This is a genomic window from Evansella tamaricis, from assembly GCF_019042215.1.
GTDB lineage: Bacteria > Bacillota > Bacilli > Bacillales > Salisediminibacteriaceae > Evansella > Evansella tamaricis.
This window is the reverse complement of sequence record NZ_JAHQCS010000041.1, coordinates 1-12108: the sequence shown is the minus strand read 5'-3', so window position 1 is coordinate 12108 and position 12108 is coordinate 1. Positions and strand designations below refer to the sequence as shown.

At 36.5% G+C, this 12108-nt stretch carries 12 protein-coding genes and 1 other RNA gene; all 13 read left to right on the top strand.

The genetic code is table 11. From position 1 onward, the window contains the following. Positions 1-783 precede the first annotated feature (783 nt). The gene (locus KS419_RS02690; protein ID WP_217064545.1) at positions 784-1800 is read left to right on the top strand and encodes an ABC transporter ATP-binding protein; all 1017 of its coding nucleotides are present in this window, start codon (positions 784-786) and stop codon (positions 1798-1800) included. Beyond that, a complete protein-coding gene (locus KS419_RS02685; protein WP_217064544.1) occupies positions 1797-2786 on the top strand; it encodes an ABC transporter ATP-binding protein in 990 nt (329 codons plus the stop codon). The genes KS419_RS02690 and KS419_RS02685 overlap by 4 nt, the downstream gene beginning before the upstream one ends. Positions 2787-2826: 40 nt before the next feature. Beyond that, on the top strand, positions 2827-4602 hold the full coding sequence (opp4A, locus tag KS419_RS02680) for an oligopeptide ABC transporter substrate-binding protein (protein ID WP_217064543.1): 1776 nt from the start codon (positions 2827-2829) through the stop codon (positions 4600-4602). A 70-nt stretch (positions 4603-4672) separates the two neighbouring features. Then, positions 4673-5638, top strand: coding sequence for an oligopeptide ABC transporter permease (gene opp4B, locus KS419_RS02675; RefSeq protein WP_217064542.1), 966 nt, complete (start codon positions 4673-4675; stop codon positions 5636-5638). Between the two features lie 14 nt (positions 5639-5652). Then, entirely contained in the window at positions 5653-6555 is a 903-nt protein-coding gene (gene opp4C / locus KS419_RS02670) for an oligopeptide ABC transporter permease (protein ID WP_217064541.1), read from the top strand. A gap of 271 nt (positions 6556-6826) precedes the next feature. Then, a complete protein-coding gene (gene tadA / locus KS419_RS02665) occupies positions 6827-7321 on the top strand; it encodes a tRNA adenosine(34) deaminase TadA (protein ID WP_217064540.1) in 495 nt (164 codons plus the stop codon). A gap of 71 nt (positions 7322-7392) precedes the next feature. After that, complete coding sequence (locus tag KS419_RS02660; protein WP_217064539.1) at positions 7393-7563, top strand: YycC family protein; 171 nt, start codon at positions 7393-7395, stop codon at positions 7561-7563. A gap of 127 nt (positions 7564-7690) precedes the next feature. After that, an RNA gene (ffs, locus tag KS419_RS02655) (signal recognition particle sRNA large type) lies at positions 7691-7956 on the top strand. A gap of 176 nt (positions 7957-8132) precedes the next feature. Then, on the top strand, positions 8133-9857 hold the full coding sequence (gene dnaX / locus KS419_RS02650; protein ID WP_217064538.1) for a DNA polymerase III subunit gamma/tau: 1725 nt from the start codon (positions 8133-8135) through the stop codon (positions 9855-9857). 33 nt (positions 9858-9890) lie between these two features. Continuing rightward, positions 9891-10202, top strand: coding sequence for a YbaB/EbfC family nucleoid-associated protein (locus KS419_RS02645; RefSeq protein ID WP_246593620.1), 312 nt, complete (start codon positions 9891-9893; stop codon positions 10200-10202). A 193-nt stretch (positions 10203-10395) separates the two neighbouring features. Next, a complete protein-coding gene (gene recR, locus KS419_RS02640; RefSeq protein WP_217064537.1) occupies positions 10396-10992 on the top strand; it encodes a recombination mediator RecR in 597 nt (198 codons plus the stop codon). Positions 10993-11004: 12 nt separating this feature from the next. Then, the gene (locus tag KS419_RS02635) at positions 11005-11223 is read left to right on the top strand and encodes a YaaL family protein (protein ID WP_217064536.1); all 219 of its coding nucleotides are present in this window, start codon (positions 11005-11007) and stop codon (positions 11221-11223) included. Between the two features lie 156 nt (positions 11224-11379). Further along, positions 11380-11646 carry a pro-sigmaK processing inhibitor BofA family protein gene (locus tag KS419_RS02630; RefSeq protein ID WP_217064535.1) on the top strand — a complete coding sequence of 89 codons (267 nt, stop codon included), beginning with the start codon at positions 11380-11382 and terminating at the stop codon, positions 11644-11646. Positions 11647-12108: the final 462 nt, after the last annotated feature.

Sequence of the window (12108 nt, the reverse complement as noted above, 5' to 3'; positions counted from 1 at the left end):
AGGGCAGTGGAGGAATGACAACTAGAAGTCCGCTCTTTGACTTCGGTTGTCACTTCCGAAGTGCCCCGTAGCGAGTAGGAGCTGGAGCTAGACAACGATAAAAAAACTTATACTTTCTTATCTCTCAAAAAAGGTAATTTCCTAAGAACACATTTGTGTTAATGGAAATTACCTTTTTTTGTAAAACCAAAACTATACAATTGTAATTTTTTTACAATATAACTTAAATTAGGATAAAAAGGATACAGTTTATATACTAATTAATAGATAAAAGACCTACTTTTTGATAAAAAAACATGCATATTATCTCTAAACCGTGTATAATGTTTCATAGCGTGTTTTGTCCAAACTATATTTCTTGTTTTTACTTTTCAATAAATGTGATGTAATATATACCTTTTTTTAACAAACAATAGAGGAGGTAGGAGTAGCCAAGAAGAAACTTGGATTTTTTTATGGGAAAAATAGATTGCACTATTTCCGAAGAAATAATATTTAAAAATATTATATAATATATTAATATAATTATTATTGTAAATAATTTGTATTATAACAACTTTTCATATTAAATTGTATTCTGTTATTGTGATAAATAGAACAGTTATTAATATGATTTTCCCTTTAAGAGTAGTTATCAGACAATTGGAATTATTATAAAAACGCTACATTTACATTTGTGCTGACATACAAATAAAATATTGACACAAAATAAACATTATTATAATATTACAATTACATCTTTTTTTATTATTTTCAGAAAATATTTGAGGGGTTTGATATCCTATGAGTAATAAAGAAGCATTATTAGAGATAAAGAATCTACACACAGGTTTTAATATAGAAGGAAAGACCTACCATGCAGTAAAAGATGTTTCTTTTGATGTGTTCCCGAAGGAAGTTGTGTGTGTTGTAGGTGAATCTGGTTGTGGAAAAAGTGTTATGTCTTTATCGATTATGGATTTACTCCCTAAACATAATGGGAAAGTAGATAAGGGGCAGATCCTTTATAAAGGCAGGGATCTTGTTCCATTAAATACAAAGGAAATGAACAAAATCCGTGGTAAAGATATAAGCATGATTTTCCAAGAGCCTATGACTGCTTTAAATCCGGTGTTGACGATTGGATTTCAAATGGATGAAGTACTAATCAATCATGTAAAAATACCTAGGGAAGAGATTAGAAAAAAATCTATCTCCCTATTGCAGCAAGTAGGTATTTCAAGAGCTGAACAAATTGTTCATGAGTATCCTCATCAGTTGTCGGGAGGAATGAGACAACGTGTTATGATCGCAATGGCGATAGCATGTCAACCTCAACTCCTTATAGCAGATGAACCAACAACAGCTCTGGATGTAACTGTACAAGCACAAATTCTTGAGTTGATAAAAAATATTCAAGAAGAAGTAGGGATGGCTGTATTGCTAATTACACATGACTTAGGAGTAGTAGCAGAAATGGCGGACCGTGTTGTCGTAATGTATGCAGGTCAAGTAGTGGAACAGTCCGATGTGGATCGTATTTTTTATAATCCTCAACATCCATATACAAGATCTCTTCTTAACTCCATTCCGAGGATGGACGAGGAAGTGGAGGAACTAAATACAATAAAAGGTATTGTTCCATCTCTGAAAAACATGCCAGTGGTTGGATGTCGCTTTGCGGACAGATGCCCGGAAGCAATGCCGGAGTGTCGAGAAATCACACCAAGATTAGGTGAAACAGAAAAGGGACATTCTGTAAGATGTATACTATATGATGCAAGCCGCCCTGAAATGGAAGAAGAGGAGGTGCAATCATGATACAAGACACGCCAAAAAAATCAGAGCATCTTTTAGAAATAAAAGATTTAAAAAAATATTATCCAGTAAGAGGCGGATTTTTCAGAAAGAAAATTGGCGATGTTAAAGCAGTAGATAGTATATCACTGGAATTAAAACGCGGAGAAACTTTTGGTTTAGTAGGGGAATCAGGTTGTGGTAAATCCACTGCCGGAAGAACGATTACAAGACTGTTCAAACCAACAAGCGGAAAAATTCTTTTTGAAGGAAAAGATATTACAAATTATCGTGGAAGCCGTCTGCGAAATATAAGAAAAGATATTCAAATGGTATTCCAAGACCCATACGCCTCACTTAACCCAAAAATGATGGTTGGAAGTATTGTATCGGAACCATTAATAAATTTTGGGAAGGGCTCTGAAAAAAGCTTGAAAGATGAAGTGTTAGACCTATTAACAAAAGTAGGTTTACCGGAGGATGCTTATTATAAATATCCTCATGAATTTTCAGGTGGTCAGCGCCAACGTATAGGAATTGCACGGGCATTAGCGTTAAAGCCAAAATTAATAGTAGCAGATGAACCGGTATCTGCACTGGATGTATCAGTACAGTCACAAGTTTTAAATTTATTGAAAAGTCTTCAAAAAGAATTTGATCTTACACTATTATTTATCGCCCATGACTTAAGTGTTGTAAAACATATGAGTGACAGAATTGGTGTAATGTATTTAGGAAACTTGGTGGAAGTTGCAGATGCTGATGAGATATACCAAAATCCTAAGCACCCGTATACTCAAGCTTTAATTTCTGCCATTCCGCAACCTGATCCAAGAAATAAAAGTGAGCGAATTATCTTAACTGGTGATGTTCCAAGTCCACAGAACCCGCCAACAGGATGTCCATTCCATCCTCGCTGTCCAGAAGCAATGCCTGAGTGCAGTGAAAAAAGACCTCATTTAAAGGAGGTGAATAAAGAACACAAGGTCTCTTGTTTGCTTTATGAATAAAAATAACACTTATACTAAAAACATAGGGGGATTTACTAGAATGAAAAAGTCACTATTATTGCTACTTGCCATGCTACTTTCTATTTCTTTATTAGTAGTAGCTTGCGGTGGAGAAGATGAAGAACCAACTGATACGGATACAGATTCAAGTGAAACGGATGTAGATGATACAGAAGAAACGACAGAAGGTGATGTACCTCAAGGTGGTACAGTAACTTATGGATTTACACAACCATTTGCTGGAGTTTTTGACTGGGCTCACTATGGTGGTCAAGACGATTCTTTAGTATTAGGATTAATGCATGATACATTATTTTCAACTGCAGAAGATTTAATGACTGTTCCACATGCTGCAGATTTTGAAATCTCTGAAGATGGATTAACAGTTACTATTTCTATCCAAGAAGGAATTCTTTGGCATGATGGAAATGAATTAACTGCAGAAGATATGGTTTACACTTGGCAAGTAATTGCACACCCTGATTATACTGGAGACCGTTGGTCAAATGTTGAAATGATCGTTGGTGCAAGTGATGTTAGATCATTAGAAGAGTATGATCCACTACCAGTTCATGAACTAGAAGGTGTTAATGTTGTGGATAGTCATACTATTGAATTACAAGTGAATGATCCTGCTCCTAACACAATCTCTAATTTATGGACTAACCCAATGCCAAGTAATCATTACGAAGGTATTGCAGTAGCTGACTTAGAGGATTCTGAAGAAGTACGTAGAAACCCGGTTGGGTTTGGACCATTTAAAGTAACGAACATCGTACCTGGAGAAATGGTTGAGATGGAACGTTTCGATGACTATTGGCAAGGTCCAGCTAACTTAGATGGTGTTGTATACCGAGTTGTTGACGGTGCAATGGGTGCTGAATTAGTACAACAAGGTGAAGTAGATATCCTTGAAATTCAACCTGGACAAGCTGTTCAACTTGAAGGTAATGAGGCTGTACAAGTTTTAGATTATGAAAGACTTTCATATAGCTATATTGGATTTAAATTAGGTCACTGGAATGGTGAAGAGATCGTAATGGATAATCCAAAGTTTGAAGATGTTCGTGTACGTCAAGCATTTGCATATGCAATTGACCGTGAAGGTATCATTAATGCATTCAGCGATGGCTACGGTGTGGTTATCAATGCTCCTGAATCAGTGATTAGCTGGGCTTATCCTGATGAATCAACATTAACTCAATATGATACTGCTGATCGTGATGCTGATGTTGCAAAAGCAAATGAGCTTTTAGATGAAGCTGGATATTCAGAAAGAGATGCTGATGGATGGAGATTAGATCCTGATGGAAATCCTTTCACAGTTAACTTTATGGCTATGAGTGGGTCTGATATTTCTGAACCACGTGCAACTTATATTGTTCAAAACTTACAAGATGTTGGCGTTAATGCAAAGTTACAAGATGGACAGTTATTTGAAATGAATCTTTTCTATGACTTAGTAGAAGAAGATCATCCAGATATTGATTTATTTATGGGCGCTTGGGGCTTATCTGCTGATCCTGATCCAACTGGTCTTTGGAGAAAGTCAGATGCTTGGAATTTCCCAAGATGGTATTCTGAAACATCTGAGGAATTAATTAGAGAAGGATTAAGCTTAGATGCTTTAGATCCAGAGTACCGTACGCAAGTTTATCAAGAGTGGCACCAACACGTAAATGAAGAATTACCAATGATTCCTTTATTCTCACCAATTGGTGTATATGCGGTAAATGCAAATGTACAGAATGTTCAACCGTTCTTAAGCAGTGCAGTATATAACCCACACCTTTGGTATAGAACGGACGTTGAATAAGTAATAATTTGTGGTATAAAACTACAACTGGAAAGTATTCAATAGATTTTAGCAAGGAGAGAAATGATCAATGTTAATATACACTTTACGTAGAATTATCATCATGATTCCGATTTTGGTCATGATCTCCATTGTGGTATTTTCCCTGGCATTAGCTATGCCAGGGGATGCCCTTTCCGGGCAAATCGACCCTCAGAACTCAAATCCAGAATATATTGCTGAAATGAGAGAAAGATTGGGTTTGAATGACCCAGTTCATGTTCAGTATGCACGATGGGCAACAAATATTCTGCAGTGGGATTTTGGTCGTTCATTTAATCACAAAATGCCTGTTACAGATTTAATCGGTCAACGACTTCCTAATACGATTCTCCTTTCAGTGATGTCGATGATTATAACTTATATCCTGGCATTTTTTATGGGGAGATACGCTGGTCGAAATCCTTATACCATTGGAGATTATGGAATACAGGGCCTAAACTATTTAATGCTGGCAATTCCAAGCTTTGTTGCGGCTATTTTTGCAATTTTCTTTTTCTCATTCCAATTAGGCTGGTTTCCGGCAACAGGTAGTATTGGATCCGGTGTAACACCTGGAACAATGGATTATTGGGTGAGTAAAATAAGGCATACTGCTTTACCTGCATTAGTTTTAGGTGCGCTGACAACAGCAAGTTATACTCAATTCTTAAGAAATGATATTATTGAGAGTGCACAAAAAGATTATGTGCGTACAGCTAGAGCGAAGGGAACATCAGAAAACCAAATTTACAATAAGCATATTTTACGAAATTCAATTATTCCAATTGTCACTTTATTTGGTTTTGATATTGCAAGCATTATTGGTGGTTCCGTTATTATTGAAACAGTATTTGGATTTCCTGGAATCGGTGAGTTATTTGTAAGTTCTATAAATAATCGTGACTCATCAGTAGTCTTAGCCATTACACTAATGTTATCAGTGGCTACATTAATTGGTAATTTAATTGCCGATTTAGTGTATGGTTTAGTGGATCCAAGAATACGGGTAGAATAGGGGGAATGTAGGTTATGGAAACATTAGATAATCAATCAACACAAGAATTAAAAAAAATAGCCAAAAAGCAGTCCCCGTGGGCAATAGCTAGACGTAAACTGTTTCAAAACAAGTTAGCAATGATAAGTTTAGCTTTCTTGGTAATTGTAACTATACTTTCTTTTCTTGCACCTTGGATTACTCCATTTGATCCTACACGTGTAGATATCATGAACCGAAATGTTCCACCTGGCGGGGATTTTATGTTGGGAACAGATGTTGCGGGAAGAGATATTTGGACACTATTGTTATACGGCGGTAGAACTTCTCTAACCATTGGGTTTGTATGTATGTTTCTAGTTGTTTCTTTTGGAACAATAATTGGTTCAATTTCCGGATATTATGGTGGTTGGGTTGATGCCGTTTTAATGCGTTTTACAGACTTTGTTATGAACTTTCCATTCCTCGTCTTTGTCATAGTACTTGCTTCTATTTTCAGAGAAGCAGGAATTTGGGCACTGATCATTGTTATTAGTGTATTAGGTTGGACAGGAGCAGCAAGGGTTGTTCGAAGTAAAACAATGTCAGAAAAAGAAAACGAGTACGTTATGGCAGCAATCTCCATTGGAGGTAGTCCATTCAAAGTAATTCGTAAACACTTGTTACCAAATGTTATGACAACAATTATTGTACAGGCTACTCTTTTATTGGCTGTTATGATTGTAGCTGAAACAGCACTGAGTTTCTTAGGTTTTGGAGTTCCATCTGGCACACCTAGTTGGGGAAATATGATGCAAGAGGCAAGACAACCACACGTTATCAGAAGTATGTGGTGGATATGGGTTCCTCCTGCAATGGCTATTACTTTAACAATCCTTTCCATTAATTTTATTGGAGAAGGTATTAAAGATGCATTTAATCCAAAATCAGCAAGGTAAGCTTACATAGCATGTCATTGCTACGTAAGTTTACTTGTTAGTTTGACATGTTATGTATTCTGATCATGCTAATGAATTAAAAGGCTTTGGGATTTTTCCCATTGCCTTTTTTCTGTTATATAGATTAAAAAAATGTGAATCCTTTTGTGTTTTTAAAAAGTTTATTGTTCTTTCCTATTTTATAGTAGTTTCTTTATCCACATGTTTGTATTTAATAATAAATAATGTAAAATTATTAAAAAGTGAATTAGTTATTAAAAGGATGGTTGCCATGCCCCTAGAGAAAAATTGGCTAGATCAAGACAAAAGCTATATGGAAGAAGCAGTCAGACAAGCGGAAAATGCTAAACAAATCGGTGAGGTTCCAATTGGAGCAGTCCTTGTAAAAGATGGAGAAATCATTTCCAAAGGTTATAATCTTAGGGAGCAGCAACAACTTTCCACTGCCCATGCGGAAATCATCGTCATTGAAGATGCGTGTAGGAAGCTTGGAACTTGGCGCCTGGAAGATTGTGTTCTCTATGTTACGTTAGAACCTTGTCCAATGTGTGCAGGTGCTATTGTCCAAGCACGATTAAAAAGAGTGGTATTTGGAGCAACAGACCCTAAGGGAGGCTGTTGCGGTACAATAATGAACTTATTGGACGAACCTAGATTTAATCATTCCGTCCTCCTTTCTAGCGGTATCTTAGAAGAGGAATGTTCACTCCTTCTTACTGAATTTTTCCAAGATCTTCGAAAAAGAAAGAAATCTCTCGGAAACTAGAAGATATATTGATAAGATGATAGTAATTATGGGTATTAGTAAAGTAATAATTATAACTAAGGAGGATGTTTATGAGACCTAATCAAATATCATTAGAAACTGCTAAGATGATCTCTGAAAAATTAAAAATGCCAATTGAACATGTAATGCATACACCACCACATATACTCATGGAAAAGCTTAAGAAAGTAGAAGAACAAATCGGCGAAAGCCCAGACACTACTAGAGATAGGGATATATAAGTATCGCGGAAGGTCTATCCATTTTTACCAAAAACCCTTTTGGATGCTCTCTTGCAATTCATGTCTAAACCTACTATACTTATATATGCGTCGTTAAAAACGATGCCTGATAATATTTATAATTTTGCCGTGCTAAGCGGGGAGGTAGCGGTGCCCTGTACTCGCAATCCGCTATAGCGAGGCCGAATCCCTTCTCGAGGTTTTAGCATCGTAGGGTCTGACCTAAGTAAGTGGTGTTGACGCTTGGGTTCTACGCAACGGAAGCCCGTGAACCCTGTCAGGTCCGGAAGGAAGCAGCAGTAAGCGGTATCTTCCGTGTGCCGTAGAGTCGCCTGAGCTGAGCTAACTGCTTAGGTAACGCCTGGGTTGCTTTAATCAAAAGAAGGTGCACGGCACTTAATTATATTTAAAATGAAAAACTGTCTATTTTTTGACAGTTTTTTTATTATATAAAAATCGGGAAATAAGAATCATTTTGTATTTAGTCCTGTGAATCGGTATAATAAGAATGAGTTAATGATGTATAGTAAAATTGCTCCAGAATGGTGTAATAGAAAGGGTGCGCTTTCATGAGTTATCAAGCACTTTACAGGGTTTGGCGGCCGAGAAGTTTATCAGATGTTGTTGGTCAAGAACACATAACCAAAACCTTAAAAAACGCTTTAATCCAAGAGAAGTTGTCCCATGCTTATTTGTTTACAGGTCCTAGAGGAACGGGAAAAACCAGTGCTGCTAAAATTGTAGCCAAAGCAATAAATTGTGAAAAATCTCCTGTAGAAGAACCTTGTAATGTTTGTAACGCATGCCGTGGGATTTCTGATGGAACAATTGTAGATGTCATGGAAATAGACGCCGCCAGTAATAATGGAGTAGATGAAATACGGGATATTCGGGATAAGGTCAAATTTGCACCAAGCGCTGTCCGCTATAAGGTGTATATAATAGATGAAGTCCATATGCTGTCAACAGGTGCATTCAACGCCTTATTAAAAACGTTGGAAGAGCCTCCGAGGCATGTTATCTTTATATTGGCCACAACTGAACCTCATAAAATACCATTAACAATTATATCCCGTTGTCAACGATTTGATTTTAAACGGATTAGTGCCCAAGCTATGATTGCCCGAATGAAGGAAATTATCGAAGCCTCAAATATTGTAGTTCATGAAGATGCACTTTCGATGATTGCAAGGGCTTCTGAAGGTGGAATGCGCGATGCCCTTAGTTTATTGGACCAAGCCATATCCTATTCAGAAGATGCCGTGACTTTAGAAGATGTCTTGTCTATTACAGGTGCTGTTTCTCAACAATTATTTTATAATGTTGCACAAGCGTTGCGTGATGGGGATGTTGCTGAGGGCTTAGAAGCGGTGGACACAATTATCAGAGATGGTAAAGATCCTAACAGATTTGTAGAAGATATGATCTTTTTCTATCGCGATGTTCTCATGTATAAAGCAGCACCACAACTGGATGAGGTTAAGGATCGTGTTATGACAGATGAGAAGTTTAAGGAAATAGCAGATTCCCTTGATCAGGATTGGATTTTTCAAGTGATGGAGTACTTAAACCGTTTCCAACAAGAAATGAAGTGGTCAAACCATCCAAAAGTATTTCTTGAAATGTTTATTGTTCAAGTATGTCATATGTTACATAGTGTAAAAGCAGAAGGAAACAATTTAACTGACCAGGGTGATGATGTCCAGAACCTACTGAAACGTATCAACGAATTAGAACAGACGGTCAAACGGATTGCAGAAAACGGGATAAGTCCAACTGAACAGAAAACTCCACAATCAGATGAAACGGTTCGTTCCAAACCAAGGTCTATTCAAGCAAGTGGAAAAAGCAGAGTTCAAATATCACGAGTAAAGACGATGCTTCTTAAAGCTAGCAAACAACATTTACAAGAACTTAATGGGCATTGGGGACAAATAATGGAACAAGTGAAACAACAAAGTGTACCGTGTTCTGCATGGTTAAGTGATTGTAAACCGGTTGCCAGTTCTGAAGGGGAATTTGTTTTAGCCTTTAAGAATGAGATGCATCGTGATATGATAGATGAGAAATTCCGTCCAGTAGTTGAACAAACTGTTTCCAGCATAATGCACCGTCCAATGGTACTATTTGCACTCTTGGTGAATCATTGGGAGGAAACGAAAGAATCTTTCTTGAAAGAACAAAGGTCAATGGATCAAGAGGCCCCTGGTAATAAAGAAGAAGAGGAAGAGAATCCTCTCATTCAAGAAGCTGTGAAGCTTGTTGGAAGAGATTTAGTTGAAATAAAAGAATAGCCATCCAGTGATGGAGAAAGTGAGGGAATTTAAATGAAAAATATGGGAAACATGATGAAACAAATGCAAAAAATGCAACGGGATATGGCCAAAGCGCAGGAGCAATTAAAGGAAGAAACGGTTGAAGTATCTGTACAAGGCGGTTTGGTGACTGTTGTTGCAAATGGAGAAAAGAAAATCTTAGATATCATTATTAAAGAAGAGGTTGTTGACCCAGAGGACGTTGAAATGTTACAAGATCTTGTCCTAACAGCAACAAACGAGGCACTAACAAAGGTTGATGAGTTAGTTAATGAAAAAATGGGTAAATTCACTAAAGGAATGAACATACCAGGATTATTCTAAATTAAATGATAAAGCCTCTTTTTGTTGATCATTTTGGAGGATATATGATTTTTGAGAAAGAAGGTTTGGTTTTTTGGAAAACCAAGCCTTTTTTTAATGTTAGGCATTTGCTAAATTAATACTATACTAAGGCTATATATAGAGGATAAAATAAGAATTTAGAATTGATTAAAAATTGGAAGGAGCCTATACCATGCAGTATCCTCAACCTATATCAAAGCTTATTGAAGGGTTTATGCGCTTGCCTGGAATTGGTCCGAAAACAGCTGCAAGGCTCGCGTTCTTTGTTTTAGATATGAAGGAAGATGATGTATTGGATTTTGCAAAAGCTTTAGTTAATGCAAAAAGGCAGTTATCCTATTGTTCCATTTGTCACCACATTACTGATACGGATCCATGCCGAATATGTGATGATTCTTCCCGTGATCAAACTACGATTTGTGTTGTTCAGGACACTAAAGATGTTATAGCCATGGAAAAAATGAAAGAATACACTGGTCTGTATCATGTATTGCAAGGAGCAATTTCTCCAGTTGACGGGATAGGACCAGAGGATATTAATATTCCAGATCTTTTAAAGAGACTGCAGGATGAAACCGTTCAGGAAGTCATTATTGCCACGAATCCTAACATTGAAGGGGAAGCAACGGCAATGTATATATCTCGGTTAATTAAACCTACTGGTCTTAAGGTAACAAGAATTGCCCATGGTTTACCAGTAGGTGGCGATTTAGAATACGCTGATGAGGTAACACTATCTAAAGCGATCGAAGGTAGACGAGAAATATAAAGGAGGATAACCATGTTGTTTGTAAAAAAAGGAAAACTCCGTAAAGAAGAGGATAATCGACTCTTAAGTTATCTAGATATTTTGAAAAAACGGGTAAAGCAACGGGAAAGTTTGTTGGATAAAAGTATTGATCATCATAACGATGTTATTTATAGAGCAAAAATCGAAAAAGCAAAGTATATATTTTTATTGAAAGAAGCAAGAGTGAGACGAACCCGATTAGGGAAATAATTGTAATATTTCTAAATGTTAAACATACCTTCTAATAGAGAACTTGTACTACTTGGAGACTTCCAAGTTAGGATATTGTTAAGGTTAATAAGGAGAATTTCTTAAAAAACTTATTATCCTTCCAGTTCATACATTTAAGAAGGGGGTTTGTTTTAAGTGGAGCCAGTTGTAGTCCTATCTTTATTGGGTGCTCTTATATTTCTATTATTAATATTAGGAGCTCCGATGAAGCCTTTAAGATGGATTGGACAAGGTGCTATACGTTTGTTAATAGGTGCATTATTACTTTTCTTTTTAAACACATTTGGAACATTAGTGGATTATGGATTACCTATAAATGCATTTACTGCAGCTGTTTCAGGATTTTTAGGAATCCCAGGTATTGTTGCTTTAGTATTTATGGATATGCTAATTATTCCATAAAAAATCACAATGGCACTATAGGTTTTGGTATATTTGTTTTTACTGATTGAGTCAACAGCCTTAAATATGGTTGTTGACTTTGTTTTATGATAAGTATAATTTTAAAAATCTATGTTTAGTTCCAGCAATAAGTGTTTACGGTGGAGCTAGGTGAGCGATGCTGCGCTTAATTGTACCTGTGGTGAAATCGAGTTTGCGCAAGTCTCTTCAACACACCATCATAAAAATATGAATCCAAAATTCTGAGCTAGAGGAAAACGGAATTATTATTTTTAAATAACTAGCGGTGAGTATTTATGTATAAGGAATCAATGTGTTGACAGGTTCCGATCTAACGTGTTAATATGTTCAAGTCGCCAAAAACGACAGAGTGACTATCGGGAAAAGTTGTTGACAAGCTAATTTAATTATGTTACAATAATAAAGTTGCTAAAAACAACAAACCCATATCTTGACCTTTGA

Bases quoted from the DNA above. Each gene is read 5' to 3' on its own strand.
- opp4B (WP_217064542.1), top strand. From the start codon at position 4,673: ATGTTAATATACACTTTACGTAGAATTATCATCATGATTCCGATTTTG.
- tadA (WP_217064540.1), top strand. From the start codon at position 6,827: ATGCCCCTAGAGAAAAATTGGCTAGATCAAGACAAAAGCTATATGGAA.
- opp4C (WP_217064541.1), top strand. From the start codon at position 5,653: ATGGAAACATTAGATAATCAATCAACACAAGAATTAAAAAAAATAGCC.
- dnaX (WP_217064538.1), top strand. From the start codon at position 8,133: ATGAGTTATCAAGCACTTTACAGGGTTTGGCGGCCGAGAAGTTTATCA.
- KS419_RS02660 (WP_217064539.1), top strand. From the start codon at position 7,393: ATGAGACCTAATCAAATATCATTAGAAACTGCTAAGATGATCTCTGAA.
- KS419_RS02690 (WP_217064545.1), top strand. From the start codon at position 784: ATGAGTAATAAAGAAGCATTATTAGAGATAAAGAATCTACACACAGGT.
- KS419_RS02645 (WP_246593620.1), top strand. From the start codon at position 9,891: ATGAAAAATATGGGAAACATGATGAAACAAATGCAAAAAATGCAACGG.
- KS419_RS02685 (WP_217064544.1), top strand. From the start codon at position 1,797: ATGATACAAGACACGCCAAAAAAATCAGAGCATCTTTTAGAAATAAAA.
- opp4A (WP_217064543.1), top strand. From the start codon at position 2,827: ATGAAAAAGTCACTATTATTGCTACTTGCCATGCTACTTTCTATTTCT.
- recR (WP_217064537.1), top strand. From the start codon at position 10,396: ATGCAGTATCCTCAACCTATATCAAAGCTTATTGAAGGGTTTATGCGC.
- KS419_RS02635 (WP_217064536.1), top strand. From the start codon at position 11,005: ATGTTGTTTGTAAAAAAAGGAAAACTCCGTAAAGAAGAGGATAATCGA.